Source organism: Hydrogenophaga sp. SL48 (assembly GCF_021729865.1).
Classification (GTDB): Bacteria; Pseudomonadota; Gammaproteobacteria; order Burkholderiales; family Burkholderiaceae_C; genus Hydrogenophaga.
This window is the reverse complement of sequence record NZ_CP063400.1, coordinates 4999353-5022997: the sequence shown is the minus strand read 5'-3', so window position 1 is coordinate 5022997 and position 23645 is coordinate 4999353. Positions and strand designations below refer to the sequence as shown.

Here is a 23645-nt window from a genome sequence, read left to right as displayed (position 1 = left end):
TGAATGGTCTCCTTCTTATTTGCGGAACATCGCCAGCATGCGCTGGGTGACGGCAAAGCCGCCGAACATGTTGATGGCGGTGAGCACCAGCGCCGCCGCGGCCAGGCCGATGATCAGCGTGTTGGGCCGCTCGGTGGCGTTGGCCAGCGGCGAGATCTGCACCAGCGCGCCGATGGCGATGATCGAGCTGATGGCGTTGGTCACGCTCATCAGCGGCGTGTGCAGCGCGGGCTTGACGTTCCACACCACCATGTAGCCGACGAAGCAGGCCAGCACGAACACCGTGAAGTGCGACAGGAACGCGGCCGGCGCGTAGGCGCCCACCAGCGCGAACAGCACCGCCGTGACGCCGGCGACGATGGCCAGCTTGCCGGCCGGCATCGGCCCCGAGGCTTCGCCATGGCCATGGCCCTTCTTCGCCACCACAGCGGCGGCGGGCTTGGCGGGCGGTTTGGGCGCGGCGACCAGCGGCGGGGCGGGCCAGGTGATGGCGCCGTCCTTCACCACGGTCAGGCCGCGGATCGCGTCGTCGTCCATGTTGACGTTGATGACACCGTCCTTGGTCTTGCACAGCTCTTCGCTGAGGCGGAACAGGTTGGTCGCGTACAGCGTGGACGACTGGCGCGCCATGCGCGAGGCCAGGTCGGTGTAGCCGACGATGGTCACGCCGTGGCGCACCACCGCTTCGCCCGGCACGGTCAGCTCGCAGTTGCCGCCCTGCTCGGCCGCCATGTCCACGATCACGCTGCCGGGCTTCATGGTCTTCACCATGTCGGCGGTGATCAGCTTGGGCGCCGGTTTGCCGGGGATCAGCGCGGTGGTGATGATGATGTCGACCTCGCGGGCCTGCTTCGCGTACATCTCGCGCTGCGCCTGCTGGAAGCCCTCGCTCATGACCTTGGCGTACCCGCCGCCGCCCGAGCCTTCTTCTTCGTAGTCGACCTTGACGAACTCGCCACCGAGCGAGACCACCTGGTCGGCCACCTCGGCGCGCGTGTCGTTGGCGCGCACGATGGCGCCCAGGCTGGCGGCCGCGCCGATGGCCGCCAGGCCGGCCACGCCGGCACCCGCGATGAAGACCTTGGCCGGGGGCACCTTGCCCGCGGCCGTGATCTGGCCGTTGAAGAAGCGGCCGAAGGCGTTGGCCGCCTCGACCACGGCGCGGTAGCCGCTGACGCCGGCCATCGAGGTCAGCGCGTCCATCTTCTGCGCGCGGCTGAGCGTGCGTGGCAGCGCGTCGATGGAGAGCGCCGTGACCTTCTTCGCGGCCAGCAACTGCATCAGATCGGGGTTCTGGGCCGGCCAGATGAAGCCGATCAGCGTCTGGCCTTCGTGCATCAGCGCCACCTCGTCCGGCGTGGGCGCGCGCACCTTGAAGACGATGTCGCTGCCGCTCCACAGCTCGGCGGCCGAGCCGGCGATGCTGGCGCCGGCCTCGCGGTAGTCGTCGTCGCTGAGCTGGGCCAGCTCACCCGCGCCACGTTCCACCACCACGGCAAAACCCAGCTTGACCAGCTTGACCACGGCCTCGGGCACGGTGGCCACCCGTTTCTCGCCAGGGAAGATCTCGCGCGGCACGCCAATGCGTTGTGGTGTCGGGGCTGCTGCGCCGGTGGCGGCTGTTTCGATCAAAGCGCCAGAAGTCATGAAGAGTCCTTGATGCAGGGCGTTAAAAAAGGTTGCGAGGCAGCTTAACCGACGACCGCGGACCCCCCGCCCTGCGCAAGCCCTTGTCACATAAGGGTTTGCACGGAGCCCGGTGACCGTCGCCTGCAGGCGATGCACCCAGATTTTCACGATGCGGCAAGACGTCCCGTTCGAAGGAACACCCGAACGGTCGGTCGGGATAATGCAAGCCATGAACACCCGATGGAAACCCAGTGCCACCGTGGCCGCGATCATCGAACGCGATGGCCGCTACCTGCTGGTGGAAGAACACACGCCCGAGGGCCTGCGCCTGAACAACCCGGCCGGCCACCTCGATCCGGGCGAGAGCCCCGAACAGGGGGTGGCCCGCGAGGCGCTGGAAGAAACCGCCTTCCGGTTCACGCCCACGGCGCTGGTGGGCATCTACCTCTCGCGTTTTCAGCGCCCGGCCACCGGCGAAGACATCACCTACCTGCGCTTTGCCTACTGCGGCGAGCTGGGCGACTTCGATGAGCAACGCGAGCTCGACACCGGCATCGTGCGCACCCTGTGGATGACGCCGGACGAGATCCGCACCAGCACCGGGCGCCACCGCAGCCCGCTGGTGCTGCGCTGCGTGGAGGACCACCTGGCGGGCCAGCGTTATCCGATGGCGCTGGTGCACACCGAGCCGTCCGTGAGCGCCCCCGGTGGCACCGACCCTTTGCCGCGGGCCACGCCGTCGATATGATCATCGGCGTCTGGTGCCGCCGGCTCACACACCTTGGAACACCCCGCCACCCCACCCCAGCTCAGCCGTGACCTGCTCGACATGATGGCCCGCGGGGTGTCGGTCATCGTCAGCGCCTGCGGGCACGACCTGACCCCCAGCGTCATGCGGGCGCTGGGCAGTCAGATCAGCGCTTCCGGCGACCTCGTCACGGTCTACCTCGGCCGGCGCCCCTCGGCGCAGTTGCTGCGCGACGTGGCCACCAGCGGCCGCATGGCGGTGGTGTTCAGCGAACCCAGCTCCCACCGCACGGTGCAGCTCAAGACCCGCCGTGCCCGGCTGCGCGAGGCGCGCCCGGAAGACGCCGCCGTGCTGCAGCGTTACCTGCTCGCCATGCAGCAGGAACTGGACCGCATCGGCTTCGGCCCGGCGTTCGTCTCGGCGATGTTCGCGCACCCGCTCGACGACGTGGTGGCGGTGGAGTTCACGCCCGACGAAGCCTTTGACCAGACACCCGGGCCGCGCGCTGGCCAGGCCCTGGGCGGGGCCGTGGCATGACCTTGGTGGACCTGGCCGAGGTGCGCCCCTGTCTGGAAGGGGCCATCCCGGCCATGATGGCCACCTGCGCCGCCGATGGCACACCCAACGTCGCCTACCTGTCCCAGGTGTTCTACGTGGACGAACGGCACGTGGCACTGTCGTTCCAGTTCTTCAACAAGACACGCAAGAACCTGCTGGCCCAACCGCGCTCCACGGTGCTGGTGCTGCATCCGCAGACGGCGCGCTTCTACCGCCTGCAGCTGCGCTACCTGCGCACCGAAGACAGCGGCCCGGTGTTTGAAAGCATGAAGGCCCAGCTGGCGGGCATCGCCTCGCACAGCGGCATGGCCCATGTGTTTCGCCTGCTGGGCGCGGACATCCACGAGGTGTGCGAGATCGAGCGCGTGCCCTGCGACATGCCCACACCGCTGCCGCAGGCACCCCCGCGCTGCAACCTGCTGGGCGCGCTGCGCCGCGGCAGCGCCAGGCTGGCGGCCTGCACCACGCTCGACGCGCTGCTGGACGCCACGTTGCAGACGCTGGAGCAGGACCTGGGCGTTGCACACGCCATGGTGCTCATCCTCGACCCGCTCACCGAACGGCTCTACACCGTGGCCAGCCGGGGCTACGCCACTTCGGGCGTGGGCTCGGAGATTCCGCTGGGCGACGGCGTGATCGGCGTGGCCGCGCGCGAGCGCACGCCGGTGCGCATCATGCACATGACCAGTGCCTACCTGTACAGCCGGGCGCTGCGCGACAGCCTGGCGGGCGAGGGCAGCACGGCGATCAGCACCGACATCCCCTACCCCGGCCTGCCCGAACCGCACAGCCAGCTGGCGGTGCCGCTGCTCTCGGCCGGCCGGGTGCTGGGCGTGCTGTTCGTGGAAAGCCCGCTGGACCTGCAGTTCAGCTTCGAGGACGAAGACCTGCTGGTCACGCTGGGCGGGCAACTCGCCGCCGGCATCGACCTCATGCAGGACAGCGCCGAGCCCTGCCCCGACGCGCCCGGCACGGAACACACCGCCGCGCCCGCGAAGGCCCCGGCCGGTCCGCCCCTGCAGGTGCGCCACTACCGCAGCAACGACAGCGTGTTCGTCAACAACGCCTACCTGATCAAGGGCGTGGCCGGCGCCATCCTGTGGAAGCTGTTGCAGGACGGGCAACGCCAGGGCCGCCACGAGTTCACCAACCGCGAACTGCGGCTGGACCGCGCGCTGCGCCTGCCGGACGTGGCCGACAACCTCGAAGCGCGCCTGTTGCTGCTGCAGCGCCGGCTGGCCGAACAATGCCCGCAGCTGCGCATCGAAAAAACCGGCCGCGGCTGTTTCCGCTTCGACACCGCCGGCCCGGTCGAGCTCGACGACATCGCTGGCTGAAGCCAGTGGCCTCAGGCCGTCACCAGGCCGTCCACCGGCGCCAGACCCAGCCCCCGCGCCAGCTTGGCCCAGTCGCGCTCCGCCAGCTGCGCACGCGCCCCGTCCAGCACCGCCTGAAACACCGGGGCCGGTGCACCCTGGCGCATGCCGCCCAGCAGCTCCAGCCGCTCCGGCGCGTTCAGCTGCGGCAGCATCCAGCGCATCACCAGCATCATCTCGGCCGGCGGCACGGTGGCCAGCAGACCGTCATGGATGCCCACCAGCTCGGCGTCGCTGAAGGCCTGCCACAGAGCCCCGTTGAGCACGGTCTCTTCGATGTGCATGTGCTGCAGGTTCTCGGCCACGAACAGCGCCAGCGCCAGGTACAGGTTCTGGAGCGCCGCCGCGCACGCGGCCGGCGCCAGCCCCTCCAGGCCGTTGGCCATGGCGCGGAGCCGCGCGATCTGCTCCAGATGCCCGAGGTGTTCACCGGCCACACCGTCCACCACGCCGGGGCTATGCGCTTCGATGGCGGGGTGCACGAAGCCGTTCTCGTGGCGCACGTGCGCGACACACAGGTCCAGCAGCGTGCCCACGCGCTCCTGGGTGGCGGCCACCTCCTGTGCGTCGGCCGGGTCGGTCCGGCCCACGGCCAGCAGGGTGTCGGCCATGAAGGCGCGCAGGGCTTTGTGGATGCCGGCGTAGAGATTGACGCGGCCCGTTCCGGCCTCGACGGCCTGGGCGGTGGCGGCGACCTGCGCCAGTTCGTGGGTGTTCGATTGCATGGGATTCCTTTCGCGGGCCTGGCCCGTCTGCTTCGTGGTTGGCGGCGATGCACCGTGCATCACCTGCCATGGAAAGCAGTCTAGGAACCGGCCCTTCGGCGCTCTGCTAAATAGCGCTTAAAGGAACCCTAAAAAAATCTTAAGCGCGCACAAAGGACCCCCAATCAGTCCAGACCGCGCACGCGACCGCGCAACTGCTTGACCTGCCCGCGCGTGGCCTTGCCTTCGAGGCGGCGCTGCTTCGATCCGAAACTCGGTTTGGTCGGTTTGCGCGCCTTGGGCAGGGTGGCCACGCTGTCCACCAGAGCCTGCAGCCGCTCCAGCGCGTCGGCCTTGTTCTGCTCCAGGCTGCGGCTGGTCTGCGCCTTGATGACGACCACACCCTCGGTGGTGATGCGCTGGTCGCTCAAGGCGATCAGGCGCTCCTTGATCGCTTCGGGCAGCGACGACGCGTGCACCGCAAAACGCAGGTGCACGGCGTTGGACACCTTGTTGACGTTCTGCCCGCCCGCGCCTTGCGCGCGGATGGCGGTGAATTCAACTTCGGAAGGATCGACGCGGGACATGCGCGGCAGTGTGCCATGCCGTAGTGGAGGCGTTCGATCAGTAGCGTTCTTTGACACCCGTGACCATGGCCTTCACCAGCCGTGTGCGCTCGATGCGCCCCATGAGCAATGCAGACGCCGCGTGCAGCCCCACCAGGATGATCAGCGCGTCGCCGATCACCTCGTGCAGATCCTGCAGCCACTCTTCGCCCCAGTAGGCATCGAGTCCCTGCATCCAGCCGGTCACGCCCAGCGACAGCACCAGCCCCATGAGCGCCATCATCATCAGCGCGCCCAGCGGGTTGTGCCCCCAGTGAAATTCGGCGTGACCCGAGAACATGCCGCGCACGTGGCGCGCGATGCGCCCCGGCGTCGGGAAAAAATCGGTGAACCGCGCGTGGCGCGATCCGACAAAGCCCCACACCACCCGCGCCAGCACCAGGGCCGAAGCGAGGTAACCCGCCCACTGGTGGACGGTCTCGCCGTCGTCCAGCACAAAGCTGTTCATCAGCACACAGACCACCAGGGTCCAGTGAAAAACGCGGACAAACAGGTCCCAGACCGGTCGGCTGGTGTCAAGGGTGGCAGAGGACTTCATCGCTCAATCGGAATCACTTGGTTTCGAGAATGGCGGCGGTGGCGGGATCGAAATAGATCTCGACCTTCTTGCCGGCTTTGTCAAAGCCATAGATCTCGTAGCACTCACCCTTGGAGACCTTGAAGGTCTTGATCTGGTAGCCCTTCTCTTCCAGGCCCTTCTTGAACGTGGCTTCGGGCATCCACTTTTCCTTGGGCACATTGCAGGTGGGGCCGGCCATGGCGACACCGGAGGCAGCGATCAACAGGGCGGAGACGACAAATGATTTCATGGAACATCCTTTTCAATAGCAACCCAGCAAGTGCTGGTGGGTGCATTGAAAGGGTTTCACATGAAGTCAACCTTAAGAGGCCTGTGTGAAAGTGTGAGCACCCGTGAGCACCGTTACAGGTGCGCAGCGACAGGACGCTTCAGGTGTTTTCGGTGGATGCCCGAGCGCCGCTGCGCCAGAGCAGCAGCACGGCCAGCAGGGCCGACGCGATCATCAGGAACAGGCTCACCGCGTTGAGCACCGGTGTCGCGCCCTCGCGCATGCGGCCATACATCAGCACGGTCAGCGGCGCGTCCGAGCCCACGAGCATGAGCGTGGTGTTGAAGTTCTCGAACGACATGAGAAAGGCCATCGCCGCCGCGCCGATCATGCTCGGGCGCAGGTAGGGCAGCGTGATGGTCCAGAGCACGGCCACGCGACTGGCGCCGAGGTTGTAGGCGGCCTCTTCCAGCGTGCGGTCGAAGCGGCGCAGGCTGGCCGAGACGGTGAGCGTGGCGATGGTCACGATGTAGCAGAACTGTCCGAGGATCACGAGCGGCAGGCCGGGCCGCAGGAAGTCCAGCTCCAGGCCCCAGGTCTCGTCGGCGAAGTTGGCGATGCGGCTGGCGAACGCGAGGATGGAGATGCCCAGGATCACGCCCGGAATCACCAGCGGCACCATGCTCAGCAGCGCAATGGCGCTCTTGCCCGGGAACTCGAAACGCTCCAGCAGGAAGGCGTTGCAGGTGCCCACCCCCACCGACAGCAGCGTGACCCACACGGCCACCCAGGCGCTCACGCCGATGGCCTGCAGCAGCTCGGCGTCGAACAGCAGGCCGGTGCGCGCGTCGGTGTTCGCGGTGAACCAGTCGAGCGTGAAGCCCATCCAAGGCGGGGTCGGGTAATCGGCGTTGTTGAACGCGAACACCGCCACCACCACCAGCGGCACGAACAGGAACACGAAGAAGGCCGCGACGAACGCGCCGAGGCCGAAACGTTGCAGCGGGGGACGGGGCAGGCTGGGAATCATCTCAGCTCGCTTTCATGACCGCGCCGAAGCGCTGACCTGTGAGCCGCAACCCCACCCACACCAGCAGGCTGGAGAGCGCCAGCAGCAGGAAGCCGAAGGCCGCACCCTGGTTCCAGTTGAAGCGGGTGATGAACTGGGTGTAGATCTGTTCGGTGAACCAGAGCGAGTTCTTGCCGCCCAGCAGCGTGGGCGTGAGGTAGTTGCCCAGGCACAGCATGAAGACCACGATGCAGCCGGCGGCAATGCCCGGCGCGGCGTGCGGGATGACGATGCGGCGCACGATGTTGGCCGTCGAGCCCCCCAGGTCGTAGGCAGCCTCAATCAGGCTGTCGTCCAGGCTCTCCAGGCTGTTGACCAGCGGGATCACCATGAACAGCAAAGAGGCGTAGACCAGGCCCACGAGGATGGTGGCGTCGTGGTACAGCAGCTCCACCGGCTGGTCCGCCAGGCCCACGGCCTGCAGCAGGCCCGAGACCACGCCGGTCTCGCGCAGCAAAATCAGCCAGCCCAGCGTGCGCACCATCTCGCTCACCCAGAACGGCAGCAGGCACAGCACCAGCAAGACCATCTTCATGCGCCCGCGCGCCACCTTGGCGATGTACCAGGCGGCGGGGAACGCAAGCAGCAGCGTGAACACCGTCGCCAGCACCGACACCGTGGCCGTGCGCACGAAGGTGTTCCAGTACAGCGGCTCGTCCACGAAGGTGCGGTACTGGTCGAGGCTGGCAGCGTATTCGCCGGGGCCGACGCGGGCCTGCAGCGAGAGCATGAGCAGCTCGACGTGCGGCAGGATCACCAGCCCGCCCAGCCACAGCAGCGCCGGGGCCAGCAGCAGGCCGAGCATCCAGCGTCGGTGGGTGGCGATGTCGTTCATGGCATCAGGCGTTGAAGCACCAGGCCTGCGCAGGCTGGTAACCGAAGTGCACCGTCTCGCCCACCTTCAGGTCGGCCAGGCGACCGGTCAGCGGCAGCGCGATCTGCAGCGGTGTGTCGCTCTTGTCCTCGCGCACCTGCACGGTGGAGTTGCCGCCGTCAAACAGCACGCTCTGCACCTTCGCCGTCCAGGCCGGTTCACCGGCGGGCAGCTCGCGCGCGCTGCGACCGATCTCGATGGCTTCGGGGCGGATGAACAGCAGGGCCGACTGCCCCACATCCACCTGGCCCACGCGCTGCGACCACAGGCCCATGCCGCTCGCGGTGCGCAGCAAGACCTGCTCGCCGCTGCGCGATTCGATGGTGCCTTCGAAGCGGTTGTTGTTGCCCACGAAGCCCGCGACGAACGCGGTCTGCGGCTGGTAATACAGCTGCTGGGGCGTGCCCAGCTGCTCGAAGCGGCCGTGGTTCATGACCGCGACCTGGTCCGACATGACCAGCGCTTCCGACTGGTCGTGCGTGATGTAGACGAAGGTGGTGCCGACCTCGGCCTGCAGCTGCTTCAGCTCCACTTTCATGTGCTCGCGCAGCTTCAGATCAAGCGCGCCCAGCGGCTCGTCGAGCAGCAGCAGCGCGGGCTCCAGCACCAGCGAGCGAGCGATCGCCACGCGCTGCTTCTGCCCGCCCGAGAGCTGGTCGATGCGTTTGCCTTCGCTGCCCGGCAGGCCGACGCGCCGCAGCATGTCGGTCACCTTGGCCCTGGCGGTGCTGCCCTTCACGCCACGGCGCTCCAGGCCGTAGGCGATGTTCTCGCCCACGCTCATCATCGGGAACAGCGCCAGGTGCTGGAACACCATGTTCACCGGGCGCTTGTTGGGTGGCACGCCGTTCATCGACGCGCCCTTGATGCGCAGGTCGCCCGCGTCGGGGGCGATGAAGCCCGCGATCATGCGCAGCAGGGTGGTCTTGCCGCAGCCCGAGGGGCCCAGGATGGAGAAGAAGGACCCCTGGCGCACCTCGAAGCTCAGATCGTCGACCGCCGCAAACGCGCCATAGCGCTTGCGGACGGCCAGGATCTGAAGGTCGGGCGTGCCCGCGCGGTCCGTGGCGTTCACGGCGGCGGGCATGGGCTTACTTGGCGGCTTTGATGCGGTCGAGCACGCGGCCTTCGATGTCTTCAATGCCGGCGGGCACGGCCGGGTACCACTTGATGTTCTTGATCGCGGCCTCGGGGAAGCTCTCGGCGAACTGCTTCTTGAGCACCGGGTCCATCAGCTGGTCAGCGCCCTTGCTGGCGGTGAAGTTGCCCACCGCGCCGGCCACCTTGGCGGCGATCTCGGGGCGCATGTTGAAGTTGATCCAGGCATAGGCGGCCTCGTCGTTCTTGCCCTTGGCCGGCAGCGCGAAGGTGTCGACCCAGCCCAGCGCGCCCGACTTGGGCGCCAGGTACTTGATTTCAGGCATGGTCTTGCTCAGGCCCCAGGTGCCGGTGTCCCACATCATGGCGGACGTCAGTTCGCCCGAGCGCATGCCGGCGAGCAGCTGGTCCTTGCCGTCCCAGTAGAACTTCACGTTCTTCTTGCAATCGGTCAGGGTCTTGCCCACCTCGTCCATCAGCGCGCCGTAGGCCTTGGCGTCGCTGTACAGCGCAAACGGGTTCTTGCCGCTGGCGAAGGCAAAAGCGATCAGCGTCGGGCGCTTCAGGCGCATGCTGACCTTGCCAGCGTTGTCAGCGGCGCAGAGGTCGTTGTAGTCGGCCACCTTGGAGGTCTTGGTGTTCACGGCCAGGCCGTCGGTGCCCCAGATGTGCGGCAGGCCGTAGACCTTGCCGTCGATGGTGGTGTTCAGGCGCGTGGCTTCCAGCATGGGCGCGATGAACAGATCGGACTTGACCTTGCTCAGGTCCATGGGCTTGTAGATCTTGAACTCGGCCTGCGGGCCGGCGATGCGGTCCTGGCTGGGCTGGGCCAGGTCGAAGCCGGCGCCGGCGGTGGCGCGCAGCTTGGAGATCATCTCTTCGTTGTTGGAAAGCGTGACCTCGACCTTGATGCCGGTCTCTTTGGTGAACTGCTCCAGCACGTCCTTGGGCACGTAGTCGGCCCAGGTCAGCAGGCGCAGGGTCTTGTCTTGGGCCTGTGCGGCACCAGCGGCCAGCAACAGCGTGGCCAGAACAACGCGGGACAACTTGCTCTTCATGGGGAGATCGCTTTCAAGGTGGGCTTGGGTTGGGAGGCGCCACAGCGCGTGTGGGCCCGGGGTGACGGCCAGACGCAGAATCCGGCAAAGCCCACCATAAGTCAATACCGTGAAAACCGCGTGACAGCCGCCCCTGCGGCGCTCGCGCTCAGGCTGCGGTGAGATGCACCGCGTCAAAACCCAGGTGGTGCAGGCACTCGCGCAGGATCAGCACCAGCGCGTCACCCGCGGGATCGTCGAAACCACTGCCCGTGGCGGAGGGCGCGCCCACCGCCCGCGCCGCCAGCTGCTGGTACTCGCGCTCGATCTGCGTCAGCCCAATGGCCTCGTGCGCCAGGCCCCAAATGGCACCTGCGCGTTGCAGCGGCGCCATGGCCCAGGCCGCGACCACCAGGCGGGCGCCCGCGGGAATGTGGCCCGCCAGCGGCTGGATCGCGTCTTCCACGGTCTGGATCGCGTGCTCGATGGCCAACGCCGACGGCCCTTGCTTCGAGACAGGCATGGGCCAGAGCGTGACCAGCCCGATGGGCAGGCGCCAGCGCTCTTCTCGACCGTCCGGCCGCGAGAGCACCGCCGTGGTCTCGGCGGCGCCGATGTCCAGGCGCAGGGTGTTCATGGCGGCAGGTTCAGGCCAGGGCCGCGTCCGGCGCGAGCGCGCGGGTCAGCAGCGCGAGCACCCGTTCGTCGATGCCGTGGCCCAGCCCGGGCAGCACGTCCACCATCGGGCTCGCGCCGAGCGCACGCAGGCGCTCGGCCGCGTTCACGCTGTGCGAGGGCGCGATCACCGGGTCCTGCGCGCCATGGATGAAATGCAGCGCCGTGCCGGCCGGCGCCACACGCGGCGGCTCGGCGAAACGCCCGGCCATCGCGACCACGCGCGAGGCCAGCGGCGCCGCCTGCTGCGTGGATTCCAGCGCCATGATGGCGCCCTGCGAAAAGCCCGCCAGCGCCGTGGCCGAGGCGTCCAGCCCGGTGCGGGCCTGCCAGGCCTGAACGGTCTGCACGAAACGCGGCATCACCGCCGCGATGCGCTCGACGCGGTTGGCCTCGTCGATGCCGCGCACCGAAAACCACTGCCAGCCGACCCCCATGTCGGACGGAAACGGCGAGCGCACGCTGACCACCCAGCGGTCAGGCCGGGCCAGCGCCTGGCCCAGCGGCACCAGGCCTTCGGGGCTCGCGCCCACGCCGTGGAACAGCAGCACCAGCTGGCGCGCGGCCTCGCTGGGCTGTTGGACGATCAGGTCGTCGGTGTTCATCAGCGGCTCCATCAGGCGACCTCGGCCAGGGCCGGCGCTTCGGCCACCGACGGGATGGCGCCGAACACATACGAGTCCATCGACAGCACGCCGTAGGTGATGCCGCCGTCAATGCGCGTGACCGGCACTTGCGAGCCCGCCGCGCCGGCCGCCACCATCAGCGGCCACAGGTGCTCGGCCGTGGGGTGCGAGCGCTGGGCGTGCGGCGCCACCGCCATGGTCTGCTGCAGGCGGGCGTGGTCGCGGCTGCTCAGGGTCTGATCGACCCAGGCGGCGAACTCGGCCGCGTAGGTTTCGGCGCGGGCGTCGGGCGCGTCGAAGCGCACCTCGTGGAGGTTGTGGGTGAGGCTGCCCGAACCGATGATGAGCACGCCCTCTTCCGCCAGCGGCGCGAGCGCCTGGCCATAGGCGTAGGCACGCTCACCGTCCAGCCGCGCGGGCAACGACACCTGAAACACCGGGATGTCGGCCGCCGGGAACAGGTGCAGCAGCGGCACCCAGGCGCCGTGGTCCAGTCCCCACTGGGCGTCGGCCACCACCGGCCAGCCGGCAGCGCCGAGCACCTCGATCACGCGCTGCGCCACGGCGGGCGCGCCCGGGGCCGGGTAGTTCAGCTGGTACAGCGCGGGCGGGAAGCCGCCGAAGTCGTGCACCGTCTGCGGCGCGGCGCTGGTCGCCACGCGCGGTTCGCGCGTCATCCAGTGCGGCGAGACCACGAGGATGGCCTTCGGACGCGGCAGGGTTTTGCCCAGCGCGGTGAGCGCCGGGCCGGCGATGCCGGGCTCGATGGCGAAGGTGGGGGAGCCGTGGGAAATGAAGAGGGTGGGCAGGCGGGGCATGTAGGTCTTTCACAGAGCCACCTTGCGGCGGCGATGGATCAGACTTTAGGACGCGGGCCTGGCGCGTGGGTTCTGGTGGTTTGCAGGTTGGCGTCAAAAGCGTTGAAGGTCCGGTCGCGCCTTGTTCGGGGCACCGATAGCTCAGACCTCACTTCGCGCAAGCGGCACACCAAGCCTGTCAACCAGCGACTTGTCGAGCCACCAGACCCATGCCCGGCTTGATCGCAACAACTTTCATGGCCACCGTAGACTCAGAACTCAAAGAGGAACACCGATGTCAACGCTCACACCGAACCCACCCACCCAGCGATCCAGCTTCGTGACCACGCTCGCCTGGATCACGATCGTCCCGGCGGCGCTGGGCGTTGTCATCTCGACCTTGCAGAACATCTTTTTCTTCACCTTGATGCCCGTGGACCAGATGCCCATGCCTTCCGGGCTGCAAATGGATCAGATGCCAGCGTTCGTCACCTTCATGTTTGCCCACATGCGCGCATTGTTTGTGGCGTTCTGGCTGATGACCGTGGTTTCTCTGGTCTCGGGCATCGGCCTTCTTCGTCGAAAGGAATGGGCCAGGCTGTTCTTCATCGCCCTGATGGGGCTGAGCATCGTGTGGAACATTGCCGGGGTGTTCATCCAGCAATCGTTCTTTTCCGCCATCCCCTCAATGGCCGATGTGCCTCCTGAGTTCGGCGCCCAGTTCGAGAGCATGGCGTCGACCATGTGGGTCGTGTCTATCGCCATGGCGGTCGGCTTTTCGGCGGTGTCTGTCTGGCTGATCTGGCGTTTGATGTCGGCACCGATCAAGGCGGAGTTTGGCAACGTATCCTGAAACCAGTCCTATGCAAGTCCAGCTTTCTCCGTTCGACTATCTCGCTGCCATTCGCCTTGGCATTAAGCCGCGCCCTGTACTGGCGGCCATTGGCAGCATATTGGCCCTGGTCGGGCTGTTCGGACTGTTCTTGATCGTGCGATCTGTTCTGCAGATGCGAGCCAGCTGGAACGAGGTGATTGGCATCTTCGCTCTGGGCTTCTTTCCTGTTTGGTACTGGGTGTACCTCCCTTGGTGGGTCAACAGGTTGTTTCGTCAGCAACGCTCGCTGCACGAGCCCTACTCGATTGACCTGGAAAGGGACGGCTTGCGCTTCCAGACATCCAACGGTGAGGCTTTGCTTCCATGGAACCATGTCCATCGCTGGAGGGAGTCCAAGTCTGTCTTTTCCCTCTACCAATCGGACACAATGTTTCACATCATCCCGAAGCGGTCTTTCGCTCCACCGTTCACGGAAACGGCTTTTCGAGACGCGCTGCTGCAGAACGTAGGGCCGGCCAACAAGGCCGTCAAACCCGTAAAGCCCTGACTTCGGTCAGAACATCCTCACCTCAATCCTGTACGTCCGTAGTGCGTAGCCCGTCTGTCGGGGCGTGGACCTGAACAGGCGCGGCCTACCTGTTCAACACATACCCTGTGCTCCGCCCCCCGCCCTCCAGCCTGCGCAGCACGCCCCGGGCCAACAGGTCGTTGATGTCACGCAGCGCCGTATCGGCCGAGCACTTGCCAATCGCAGCCCAACTGGCATTCGTGAGCTTCCCGGGCGAGTCGCCCGGCGCACGGTCCAGCACGTGGTTGAGCACCAGGGTCTGCCGTGCATTCATGGGCGTGCCGGCCCAGCGCTGCCAAAACTGGGCTTTGTCCAGCACGCCGGCCAGCAAGCCGTCGGCGCCCTGCACGGCGCGCAGCAGGCACGCCAGGAACCAGCTGAGCCATGGCGTCACGTCCAGCGCGCCGCGCTGGGTGGTTTCGAGCTGGTCGAAATACTGTTTGCGCTCGCGCTGTATCTGGGCGCTGAGGCTGTAGAACCTTTGTGCCGTGCCCTCGGCGCGGGCCAGGGCCATGTCGCCCACGGCGCGGCTGATGCGACCGTTGCCGTCGTCAAAGGGGTGCAGGGTGACGAGCCACAGGTGGGCCAGGCCGGCGTGGATGAGGGCGTCGCCGGCCGGGGCGGCGTTGAACCATTGCAGGAAGGCGGCGGTTTCTGCGGGCAGCGCGGTGGCGGGCGGGGCCTGGTAGTGCACCTTTTCCCGGCCCACGGGGCCAGACACCACTTGCATGGGGCCTGCGGCGTCGTTGCGCCACGCACCCACCTGGATGCGCACCCGGCCGCTGTAGCCGGTGGGGAACAGCGCCGCGTGCCAGCCAAACAGGCGCTCGGCCGTGAGCGGCTGGGCGTATTGCTGGGTGGCGTCCAGCACCATGTCCACCACGCCGTCCACGTAGCGGTCGGCCGGGGCCAGCGCGCCGATGTCCACCCCCAGCCGGCGGGCGATGGAGGAGCGCACGGCGTCGAGGTTGAGCGCTTCGCCTTCAATGGCGCTGGTGGTGATCACTTCCTGGGTCAGGGCCTGCAGCGTGGCCTGGTCGCGCTGGGCCAGCCCGAGCTCGGTCATGCGGCCCGCCAGATGGCCCTGCGCGCGGTGCACCTGGGCCAGCGGGGCGGCGAGCGCCGCCGAATCAAACCGCCACTGCGGCCAGTCGGGGCGCCGCCAGAGGTAGGTGCGGCGGCGTTGGGGCTTTTCGGGAAACATGCGGCGATTATGCGTTTCATTCACCGCTTTATGTGCGGTGAATGTGGCTGTCAATCGCCGCAGATTACCGAGCGCCGGAACTTGCTCTCCTCCATCCCACGCTTCAACGCGGGCGGTCCATCACAGATGGTGAACACGCGCATGGTCTCAGGGCATCGGACACCGCTGGGATAATCCGCCCATGGCAAACAAGCAACGTGTGGTGGTCGGTTTGAGCGGCGGCGTGGACTCCGCGGTGAGCGCGCACCTGCTCAAGGAACAGGGCTACGAGGTCATCGGCATCTTCATGAAGAACTGGGAGGACGACGACAACAGCGAGTTCTGCTCGTCCAACGTCGATTTTGTGGACGCGGCCAGCGTGGCCGACGTGCTGGGCATCGAGATCGAGCACGTCAACTTCGCCGCCGAGTACAAAGACCGCGTGTTCGCCGAGTTCCTGCGCGAGTACTCGGCCGGGCGCACGCCGAACCCCGACATCCTGTGCAACGCCGAGATCAAGTTCAAGGCCTTCCTCGACCACGCGATGCGCCTGGGTGCCGAAAAGATCGCGACGGGTCATTACGCACGGGTCCGTCTCAACGCCGCCACCGGGAAACACGAGCTGCTCAAAGGCCTGGACCCGCTGAAGGACCAGAGCTACTTTCTGCACCGGCTCAATCAGGCGCAGCTCTCCAAGACGCTGTTCCCGGTGGGCGAGCTGCCCAAGACCGAGGTGCGCCGCATTGCCGCACAGATCGGCCTGCCGAACGCGAAGAAGAAGGACAGCACCGGCATCTGCTTCATCGGCGAGCGGCCGTTCCGCGATTTCCTGAACCGCTACATCGCCAAGGAACCGGGGCCGATCAAGGACCCGACGGGCCGCACCATCGGGCAGCACGTTGGGCTCTCGTTCTACACGCTGGGCCAGCGCCAGGGCCTGGGCATTGGCGGCATCAAGGCCAAGGGCGCGCAGAAGGGCGGCAACGAGCACGAGCCCTGGTTCGTCGCGCGCAAGGACATGACCCAGAACATCCTCTGGGTGGTGCAGGGCCACGACCACCCCTGGCTGCTCTCGCCCAGCCTGCGCGCCGAAGACCTGAGCTGGGTCGCGGGCGAGGCGCCGCAGGTCACCGACATCGCCGCGAAAACGCGCTACCGCCAGGCCGATGCAGCCTGCACGCTGGCGACCGACGCCACCGGCATCACGCTGCGGTTTGACGAACCGCAGTGGGCGGTGACGCCGGGGCAGAGTGCCGTGCTGTACGACGGCGAGGTCTGCCTGGGCGGCGGGGTGATCCACACCGAGGCGGCCAACCACCCTTGAAGTGACCCCCGCCGCGCTGCGCGCGACCCCCTCAAGGGGGCGGCACTGGCCGTCCGGCAAAGCCGGCCCGGCGGTGCCCTGAGTGGCGCCATTTCATGCGGCTGGGTTGCGCTCCGGCACCTGGGAAAGCGGATTCTGGCTGGCGGAGCTCAATCGGCCGTGATCTTGCGCTCCTTGACGATGGCCGCCCACTGGGCGGATTCCTTCTTCATGAACGCCGCGAACTCGGCGCGCGTGGTGGGCTGCGGGGTCAGTCCGTGGTGGGTCAGCGCGTCCTTCACACCTGCGTCGTTCAGCGCCTTCACGATCTCCTGGTTCCAGCGGTCCAGCAGCGGCACAGGGGTTTTGCCCGGCGCCACGAAGGCGTACCAGTTGAGCGCCTCAAAGCCGGGGTAGCCGGCCTCGGCCACGGTGGGGATGTTGGGCAGGTAGGCCGGGCGCGTGAGACCGGTGGTGGCGAGCGGCACGAGCTTGCCGCTCTCGATGTGCGGCATGGCCGTGGGCGGGGCCGAGAAGTACGAGGCGATGCGCTCGCCCAGCAGGTCTTGCAGCGCGGGCGCGCCGCCCTTGTAGGGCACGTGGACCATGTTGATACCCGCGCGCTGGTTGAACAGCTCGCCCGCCAGGTGCGAGGCCGAGCCCGCCCCGGTGGAAGCGAAGTCCACGCTGCCGGGCTTTTTCTTCTCCAGCTGCACGAACTCGGCCAGCGTCTTCACGCCCACGCCCTTGTGCACCACGAGCACGTTGGGAAAGTACACACCGCCCGAGATGGGGGTGAGGTCCACAAAGGGGTCGTAGGGCAGCTTCATCAGGTGCGGCGCGATGGTGAGCGGGCCCACGGACCCGAACAGCAGCACCGAGCCGTCGGGCGCCGCTTTGGAGACGAACTGGTGCGCGATGTTGCCGCCCGCGCCGCCCTTGTTCTCCACGATCACCGTCTGGCCGATGTTCTCGCCCAGCTTCTTGGCGATCAGGCGCGCGGCCGCGTCGGCCGCGCCGCCGGCCGCGAAACCGACCACCAGGGTGACGGGCTTTTTGGGCGGGAAGTCCAGCGCCTGGGCTTGGGCATGTGTCAGCCCCCCCAGCCACAGGGTGGAAAGGGCGAGCGCGGTGGCGCGAAGGACGTGTCGTTTTTGCATGGTGAGGTCTCCTCGGTGAGGTTCGTGGGGTGGAAGTCGTGGAAAGAAAACGGTCGAACAGCGTGGGTTCAATCGGCGCCCAGACCGACCGGGTTGGGCAAGCGCTTTTCCACCGCGTGGCGCAGCAGCGCGGCGGTGCGGAAGATGCCGTGGCCGAACTTGCCGTAGGGCATGGTGGCGAACAGCGCCATCACCGCGCCCAGGTGCAGGCACAGGGTCAGCGCCAGGGCCGGTGTGCCGCGCGCCGCCCACAGGGCCAGGCCGCTGGTGGCGGTGAGGAACAGCAGGGCGATGAAGCCGCGGTCCATGGTTTTTTGCGCGGCGTCGCCGTGTTGTGGGTTGCGTTTCAGGTTCAGCCACCACAGGCCTGCCGTGCCCAGCGCCAGGCTCACGCCGCCCACCGCGCCCAGCAGCTTGGGCAGGCTGGGCAGGTCGTAGGGCGCGGGCTGGCCCAGCAGGTAGTGGTAGAGCGTGGCCACGCTGGTGGCGGCGAAACACAGCATGAAGCCGTAGAACGTGAGGTGGTGGAAGCGCCTGCGCGAGAGCGTGTAGGCGTCGTCTTCGTTGTGGCAGCCCTCGCCGTGACCCCCGTCCAGGTACTTCAGGCGCATCACGGCATCGGCCGCCTCGGCCGTGGCGGGGGCCGACAGCGGCGCGCCGCTGGTGGCGGGTGTCACATCGCGCCAGAAGCGGCGCACGCCCAGGGCCAGCGCCAGCGTGGCAAACAGGAACACCGGCGCGAACAGCCCGACCAGCAGGTTGTGCGGAAAGAGGTCGTAGAAGTCGCCACCCGGCGCGCTCCACAGCGCGCCCAAGCCTTGCCCCTGGAGCACCACGGCCAGCACCAGGAACAGCGCGAGGCCGGCAGTCAGCGCCAGCGACAGCGTGAGCCCCTGGCGCTGGTAGAGCCGGCCCAGCGCCGGCGGCCAGGCGTAATCCACATAGGTCTGGCCGCGCACCTGGGCCATGGCCTGCGGCACGTTGACCGCGAATTCGTGCGGCGGGGCGTACTGGCAGGCGTGCAGGCAGGCGCCGCAGTTGTGGCAGAGGTTGGCCAGGAAGTGGATGTCGGCCTTGCCGAATTCGAGCCGGCGCGTCATGGCCGGGAACACGGCGCAGAAGCCTTCGCAGTAGCGGCAGGCGTTGCAGATCTGCATCTGGCGCGCCACTTCGGTTTCGGGGGCGGACAGCACGGTCTCTCCGTTGGCCAGGGCGCTGGCGTCGCGCGAGAGGGCTTCAAGCGTGTGCATGGTGGGCTCCGGTGGGGGTGGTGCGGGTGGCCTGGGCGGCCCGTGCAGCGTTCGTGCCGGCGATGCGGCCGAACGCCGTGCCGATGCTCATGCCCACGCCCGCCGTGTAGCCCTGGCCCAGCACGTTGCCGGCCATCATTTCGCCGGCGACGAAGAGGTTGCTGCTGGGCTGGTTGTTGAAGCGCACGGCGGCCGTGTCGTCGGTGTGCAGGCCGAGGTAGGTGAAGGTCACGCCGGGCCTGAGCGCGTAGCCGTAATAGGGCGCGGTGTCGATGGGGCGCGCCCAGTGGGTCTTGGCCGGGGTGATGCCTTCGGTGTGGCAGTCGTCCAGCGCGGTGTGGTCAAAGGTGCCCACGCGGCAGGCGGCGTTGTAGCCGTCCAGCGTGCGCATGAAGGTGTCCACATCCAGGCCGAGCTTGTGCGCCAGCTCGGGCAGGCTGTCGGCTTTCACGCCCGGGAACACCGGCGGCATGAAGCGGCCGATGGCCTTGCTGTCGATGATCGAGTAGCCGATCTGCCCCGGCTGCTGCGCCACCAGGCGGCCCCAGATGGCGTAGCGCTTGGGCCAGAAATCCTCTCCCTCGTCGTAGAAGCGCTCGCCGTCGCGGTTCACCACCACGCCCAGCGACACGCAGTCGATGCGGGTGCAGATGCCGCCGTCGTACAGCGGCGCGCGCGCGTCGATCGCCACCATGTGCGCCTGCGTCGGATCGCCGATGCGGTCGGCGCTGTGGTCGTCGAGCAGGTGGCGCAGCAACACGCCCTGGTTGAAGGCCGTGCCGCGGATCAGGAAGTTGTCCGACGGCCATTCGCCGCGCTGGTTCTGGCCCCAGGCCTCGCGCAGCCAGTCGCGGTTCGATTCAAAACCACCGGCGGCCAGCACGCAGGCCTTGGCGGTGATGCGCTGGCCGTTCACGTGGGCGGCGACGAAGCGACCGCTGTCCATCTCGATGCGGTCCACCGGCGCGTCGTAGCGCACCTGCACACCCAGCGCCTCGGCGCTGCGGAAGTAGGCGTTCACCAGCGCCTTGCCACCGCCCATGAAGAAGGCGTTGGTGCGCGCCACGTGCAGCGCGCCCGACAGCGGCGGCTGGAAATGCACGCCGTGGCGGCGCATCCAGTCGCGGCAGTTCGACGAGGCGCGGATGACCAGCCGGGCCAGCGTCTCGTTGGTCTTGCCGCCGGTGACCTTCAGCAGGTCCTGCCAGAACTCTTCTTCGGGGTAGGCATCGACCAGCACATCCTGCGGCGCGTCGTGCATGCAGCGCAGGTTGCGGGTGTGGGCGGAGTTGCCGCCGCGCCATTCGCGCGGCGCGGCTTCGAGCAGCAACACGCTGGCCCCGGCCTCGCGGGCCATCAAGGCGGCGCACAGGGCGGCGTTGCCGCCGCCGATCACCAGAACATCGGGGTCCGTTGACATGGGTCTCCTTCTGCTTTCTCTCGTGGGGCGCCGGAACGCATCCGGCGCATGAGGGAATGTAGAAAGACCCAGGCCCGCTGTGCAGCGGGCTCACGTCATGGGGGTATCACAAAGTGTGATGGGTGGCAGGCACGGCTGCGAGGGCGGTGGCGCCGAACCACCGGCCGTCGCTCAGCAGCGAGCGCACGCAGTCCAGCAGCACCACCCGTGCGGCCAGTGCGGCGGGTGACAACTCGTCGTCCGACAGGGTGCACAGCAGGTTCACGCGGCGCGCGGGGGCGTCGGTGAGGCGCGCGCACTGGAAGCGCTGTGCGGCGTCCGGGTAACGGCCCAGGGCCGCCCAGGGCTGCAGCGTGGAACCCAGTCCGGCATTCACCGCGGCCATCACCATGGCGAGCGAGTCCACCTCCAGCACCACGCGCGGGGAGATGCCGGCGCCGGCAAACGCCGTGTCCAGCGTGCTGCGCAGGCCGTGCGGGCCGGTGGGCAGGATCAGCGGCTCGTCGGCCAGGTCGGCGATGGCGATTTCGGCCGGCAGGCGCGGCGCGGCGGCGCGGCGCACGAGGAACAGGTCTTCCTCCAGCAGCGGCATCACGCCCCAGCGTCGCCCGCCACCAGCCTGTCGGGTCTGGTGCAGGCGCGTGTCGAACAGCACCGCCAGGTCGAGCTGGCGGGCGTTGAGCATGGCGGTGAGGTGGCCCGACATGCTCTCCACCATGTGCAGGCGCACGTCCGGGTAACGCTCTCGCATGGCCTGCATGAGCGGCAGCCCGAGCACCGCCGAGGTGGTGGGCGCCAGCCCCACGCTGACGGTGCCTGACAGGCGCGCCTGCTGCGCGACACGCATGGCCTGCTCGGCATGGCGCAGGGTGAGCTGCGCCTCCCGGAAGAACGCCACGCCCGCCTCGGTGGGCGCCACGCCGCGCGGCGTGCGGTGCAGGAGCCGCGTGGACAGCTCGCCCTCCAGCCGCGTGATCTGCTGGCTGAGCGCGGACTGCACCATGTCCAGGTCCGCCGCCGCCCGGCTCATGGAGCCGAGCTCGACGATGCGAACGAAGTAGCGCAACTGCCGCAGTTCCATGAAGCGTCCTTGTCTCGGGTGGCACAACCGGCGCGCTGCTGTGGGCGCCTGTTCGATGTTCTTGCCGGTGGATTATTGGCCGACGCCGAACACCTCTCACACGGGTATTCGCCCGGTCATCGGCGCACCGTCAAACTTTGCGGCGCAGCAGCCGCACATGCATGGGCCGCACGAAGTGGGCGCCGTCGGGGCCGCAGTGCGGCTCGAACGCGGCGCGCACACGCGCAACCAGCGCGGGTGTGATGTGGTGGTCGGCGAAACTGGGGTAGAGCATGCGCTGCTCGAAGTCGGTCCGGTCCTTGAAGTGCACGGGCTGCGCGAAACGCCGCTCGCCCGCAGCCTCCCAGTGGGTGCCGGCGGCGAGCGCGCGGTCCAGCGCGGCCTGCGCGGCCCGTCGCACGGTGTTCTCGTCGTTGTAGAGGCGAACGATCTCGTTGAGCGCGCCGCCGAAGATCGGCTCGCTCACGTAGAACCAGCCACCGGGTTTGACCACGCGCGCGACCTCGGCCACCGCTGCGTCCATGCCGTCGAGCGGCACGTGGTGCAGGCTCTTGAGCATCATCGCGCCGTCAAAGACCGCGTCGGGGAACGGCACGGCTTCGGCGCTGCCGGCCACGAACAACAGCCGCTCCTGCGGACTCGAAACGTTTTTGGTGTGCTGCACGGCGTCCACCTCCAGCCCCAGCACCTGGCTGCCCACATGGCGCAGCAGCAACGCGCGCGCCAGCCGGGCGTCGCCGCAGCCCAGTTCGATGATGCGTTGCTCGGCCAAAGGCGCCAGGTCGTCCAGCACATCGAGTTCGTCGCGCACGATGGGCAATTGATCGGGATCGGCGTTTGTCTGATTCATTTAGATGCTCTCAAATCCGCAGCTTCGGCAGCGACTTGCGTTTTCTCAAGGAGACCCAAACGAGTATAGGAAGAATGGTGCCATCCAATGGTCAAAGGCCTGCCTGAACCGCACATCGCGTTTGACGGCAATACCGCTGGCGGCCACCGCGGCCCACTGGTCCCAGCGTATCCGGGAACGCAGCGTGGTCGTGCGCCGTTGCAACGAGGTGTCGCACCACTTCGCCGTGCCCGATGTCACCGTCGCGCCTCTCGGGGCAGCGCGAGCGTGTGCCGCACCTGCGCCACGCGCCGCAGCGCGTGGCGCCTTCGCGCGCGGGCGTGCTGCTGCTGGGGGCCGTACCGTCGGCGCAGGGGCGGGAAACTTCGGGCTGGCGCCGCGCTCTCAATCCATGTACAACCACACACTTATATTAGGAGTCGCGCATGGATCGCATTTTTCAGTTCGGCGAAACCGTCGAGGGCTACCCCATCCGCGTGGTCAACGAGCGCACGGTGCGCGCCGCCGCCGGCCTGCTGTTTTTCCCGGCCGTGGTGTCGTTCATGAACGCGCTGCTGACCGCCAACTACCAGCCCACGCGCCTGTTCGTGATCGTGTTCCTGATCGACATGGCGCTGCGCATGATCAACCCGCGCTGGGCGCCGAGCATGATCGTCGGCGGCTGGATCGTGCGCAAACAGACGCCCGAATGGGTCGGCGCGCCGCAGAAGCGTTTTGCCTGGGGTCTGGGCCTGCTGCTGGGTGGCGCCATGCTCTACCTGATGGTGTTCAACCGCTACATGGGCCCGGTGAACATGCTGGTCTGCGCCAGCTGCCTCACGCTGATGTTCTTCGAGACCGCGTTCGGCATCTGCCTGGGCTGCAAGCTGTACAACCTGTTCAACAAGGAGCAGGCCCAGCTCTGCCCAGGCGGGGTGTGCGAGATGCCGGCCTCAAAGGGCTTCGGCATGGGCCTCGGGCAGGCTGCCATGCTGCTGCTGTTCGTGGGAGCGATCACCCTCGCCAAAGGCTGGGTGGACCAGACTGGCGCCGTGCAGGGCGGCTTTGACGAGATGGCCACGCTGGAGGAGATGGGCCTCAAGCCCACCCCGGGCGAAGCCAGCGCAGCCGAAGCCGAGCGCTGCCAGGTGCCCGCCTTTGCCAAGGCAATCGGGCACGAAGCGCAGTGGAAGCTGCACAACGGATGCACTTGACCCACCCCCGTCGCTTGTTCGCTTCGCGTAACCGCTCCGCCCCTCAAGGGGCGATGCGAGTGGCCCGGCGGAGCCGGTTCCACCGCACCCTGGGCTGAACTTCCCCTCCGGCGCGAGGTGCCTTCACTCAGGGCACCGCGGAACCGGCTTCGCCGGGCCGCCAGTGCCGCCCCCTGGGGGGTGACGCCGTCAGGCGG

At 67.8% G+C, this 23645-nt stretch carries 25 protein-coding genes; 7 read left to right on the top strand and 18 right to left on the bottom strand.

What is annotated here, in order from left to right; all coding sequences use genetic code 11:
- Positions 1 to 15 precede the first annotated feature (15 nt).
- Positions 16 to 1647: a Re/Si-specific NAD(P)(+) transhydrogenase subunit alpha gene (locus tag IM738_RS23910; RefSeq protein WP_236963508.1), complete on the bottom strand. Its 1632-nt coding sequence runs from the start codon at positions 1645 to 1647 to the stop codon at positions 16 to 18.
- A 211-nt stretch (positions 1648 to 1858) separates the two neighbouring features.
- On the opposite strand from IM738_RS23910, the gene IM738_RS23905 reads away from it, so the two are divergent.
- The 3 genes from IM738_RS23905 to IM738_RS23895 are packed head-to-tail and all read left to right on the top strand — an operon-like array spanning position 1859 to position 4272.
- Complete coding sequence (locus tag IM738_RS23905; protein WP_236963507.1) at positions 1859 to 2377, top strand: NUDIX hydrolase; 519 nt, start codon at positions 1859 to 1861, stop codon at positions 2375 to 2377.
- A gap of 33 nt (positions 2378 to 2410) precedes the next feature.
- On the top strand, positions 2411 to 2914 hold the full coding sequence (locus IM738_RS23900; RefSeq protein WP_236963506.1) for a hypothetical protein: 504 nt from the start codon (positions 2411 to 2413) through the stop codon (positions 2912 to 2914).
- Complete coding sequence (locus IM738_RS23895) at positions 2911 to 4272, top strand: GAF domain-containing protein (RefSeq protein ID WP_236963505.1); 1362 nt, start codon at positions 2911 to 2913, stop codon at positions 4270 to 4272. The genes IM738_RS23900 and IM738_RS23895 overlap by 4 nt, the downstream gene beginning before the upstream one ends.
- Before the next feature lie 11 nt (positions 4273 to 4283).
- Here IM738_RS23895 and IM738_RS23890 read toward each other — a convergent pair whose 3' ends face one another.
- The 11 genes from IM738_RS23890 to IM738_RS23840 all read right to left on the bottom strand — a co-directional run bounded on the left by IM738_RS23890 (position 4284) and on the right by IM738_RS23840 (position 12626).
- A complete protein-coding gene (locus IM738_RS23890) occupies positions 4284 to 5036 on the bottom strand; it encodes a hemerythrin domain-containing protein (RefSeq protein ID WP_236963504.1) in 753 nt (250 codons plus the stop codon).
- A gap of 164 nt (positions 5037 to 5200) precedes the next feature.
- On the bottom strand, positions 5201 to 5602 hold the full coding sequence (arfB, locus tag IM738_RS23885) for an alternative ribosome rescue aminoacyl-tRNA hydrolase ArfB (protein ID WP_236963503.1): 402 nt from the start codon (positions 5600 to 5602) through the stop codon (positions 5201 to 5203).
- Positions 5603 to 5639: 37 nt separating this feature from the next.
- Entirely contained in the window at positions 5640 to 6179 is a 540-nt protein-coding gene (locus IM738_RS23880) for a cytochrome b/b6 domain-containing protein (protein ID WP_236963502.1), read from the bottom strand.
- 13 nt (positions 6180 to 6192) lie between these two features.
- Complete coding sequence (locus IM738_RS23875; RefSeq protein ID WP_236963501.1) at positions 6193 to 6450, bottom strand: PepSY domain-containing protein; 258 nt, start codon at positions 6448 to 6450, stop codon at positions 6193 to 6195.
- Positions 6451 to 6589: 139 nt separating this feature from the next.
- Complete coding sequence (locus tag IM738_RS23870) at positions 6590 to 7459, bottom strand: ABC transporter permease (protein ID WP_236963500.1); 870 nt, start codon at positions 7457 to 7459, stop codon at positions 6590 to 6592.
- Between the two features lies 1 nt (position 7460).
- Positions 7461 to 8333: an ABC transporter permease gene (locus tag IM738_RS23865; protein WP_236963499.1), complete on the bottom strand. Its 873-nt coding sequence runs from the start codon at positions 8331 to 8333 to the stop codon at positions 7461 to 7463.
- 4 nt (positions 8334 to 8337) lie between these two features.
- Positions 8338 to 9459 carry an ABC transporter ATP-binding protein gene (locus IM738_RS23860; RefSeq protein ID WP_236963498.1) on the bottom strand — a complete coding sequence of 374 codons (1122 nt, stop codon included), beginning with the start codon at positions 9457 to 9459 and terminating at the stop codon, positions 8338 to 8340.
- 4 nt (positions 9460 to 9463) lie between these two features.
- Positions 9464 to 10528, bottom strand: coding sequence for an extracellular solute-binding protein (locus IM738_RS23855; RefSeq protein WP_236963497.1), 1065 nt, complete (start codon positions 10526 to 10528; stop codon positions 9464 to 9466).
- Positions 10529 to 10676: 148 nt separating this feature from the next.
- Positions 10677 to 11144, bottom strand: a complete 468-nt coding sequence (locus tag IM738_RS23850; protein WP_236963496.1) for a hypothetical protein — start codon at positions 11142 to 11144, stop codon at positions 10677 to 10679.
- A gap of 10 nt (positions 11145 to 11154) precedes the next feature.
- Positions 11155 to 11787, bottom strand: a complete 633-nt coding sequence (gene ypfH / locus IM738_RS23845; RefSeq protein WP_236963495.1) for an esterase — start codon at positions 11785 to 11787, stop codon at positions 11155 to 11157.
- 11 nt (positions 11788 to 11798) lie between these two features.
- A complete protein-coding gene (locus tag IM738_RS23840) occupies positions 11799 to 12626 on the bottom strand; it encodes a dioxygenase family protein (RefSeq protein WP_236963494.1) in 828 nt (275 codons plus the stop codon).
- A gap of 319 nt (positions 12627 to 12945) precedes the next feature.
- Between IM738_RS23840 and IM738_RS23835 the strand changes: the two genes are divergently transcribed.
- Positions 12946 to 13458, top strand: coding sequence for a DUF2127 domain-containing protein (locus IM738_RS23835; protein ID WP_236963493.1), 513 nt, complete (start codon positions 12946 to 12948; stop codon positions 13456 to 13458).
- Positions 13459 to 13468: 10 nt separating this feature from the next.
- Positions 13469 to 13987: a YcxB family protein gene (locus tag IM738_RS23830; RefSeq protein ID WP_236963492.1), complete on the top strand. Its 519-nt coding sequence runs from the start codon at positions 13469 to 13471 to the stop codon at positions 13985 to 13987.
- A gap of 85 nt (positions 13988 to 14072) precedes the next feature.
- Here the strand turns inward: IM738_RS23830 and IM738_RS23825 are convergent, their stop codons facing one another.
- Complete coding sequence (locus IM738_RS23825; RefSeq protein WP_236963491.1) at positions 14073 to 15212, bottom strand: Fic family protein; 1140 nt, start codon at positions 15210 to 15212, stop codon at positions 14073 to 14075.
- Positions 15213 to 15393: 181 nt separating this feature from the next.
- On the opposite strand from IM738_RS23825, the gene mnmA reads away from it, so the two are divergent.
- Positions 15394 to 16515, top strand: coding sequence for a tRNA 2-thiouridine(34) synthase MnmA (gene mnmA, locus IM738_RS23820; RefSeq protein WP_236963490.1), 1122 nt, complete (start codon positions 15394 to 15396; stop codon positions 16513 to 16515).
- 149 nt (positions 16516 to 16664) lie between these two features.
- Here mnmA and IM738_RS23815 read toward each other — a convergent pair whose 3' ends face one another.
- The 5 genes from IM738_RS23815 to IM738_RS23795 all read right to left on the bottom strand — a co-directional run bounded on the left by IM738_RS23815 (position 16665) and on the right by IM738_RS23795 (position 22255).
- The gene (locus IM738_RS23815; protein WP_236963489.1) at positions 16665 to 17654 is read right to left on the bottom strand and encodes a Bug family tripartite tricarboxylate transporter substrate binding protein; all 990 of its coding nucleotides are present in this window, start codon (positions 17652 to 17654) and stop codon (positions 16665 to 16667) included.
- Positions 17655 to 17722: 68 nt separating this feature from the next.
- A complete protein-coding gene (gene tcuB, locus IM738_RS23810; RefSeq protein ID WP_236963488.1) occupies positions 17723 to 18904 on the bottom strand; it encodes a tricarballylate utilization 4Fe-4S protein TcuB in 1182 nt (393 codons plus the stop codon).
- On the bottom strand, positions 18891 to 20324 hold the full coding sequence (tcuA, locus tag IM738_RS23805; protein ID WP_236963487.1) for an FAD-dependent tricarballylate dehydrogenase TcuA: 1434 nt from the start codon (positions 20322 to 20324) through the stop codon (positions 18891 to 18893). Before tcuA ends, tcuB begins: the two co-directional genes overlap by 14 nt.
- A gap of 106 nt (positions 20325 to 20430) precedes the next feature.
- Complete coding sequence (locus IM738_RS23800) at positions 20431 to 21405, bottom strand: LysR substrate-binding domain-containing protein (RefSeq protein WP_236963486.1); 975 nt, start codon at positions 21403 to 21405, stop codon at positions 20431 to 20433.
- A gap of 130 nt (positions 21406 to 21535) precedes the next feature.
- Positions 21536 to 22255 carry a class I SAM-dependent methyltransferase gene (locus tag IM738_RS23795; protein WP_236963485.1) on the bottom strand — a complete coding sequence of 240 codons (720 nt, stop codon included), beginning with the start codon at positions 22253 to 22255 and terminating at the stop codon, positions 21536 to 21538.
- A 425-nt stretch (positions 22256 to 22680) separates the two neighbouring features.
- On the opposite strand from IM738_RS23795, the gene IM738_RS23790 reads away from it, so the two are divergent.
- Positions 22681 to 23448 carry a DUF4395 domain-containing protein gene (locus IM738_RS23790; protein WP_236963484.1) on the top strand — a complete coding sequence of 256 codons (768 nt, stop codon included), beginning with the start codon at positions 22681 to 22683 and terminating at the stop codon, positions 23446 to 23448.
- Positions 23449 to 23645 lie beyond the last annotated feature (197 nt).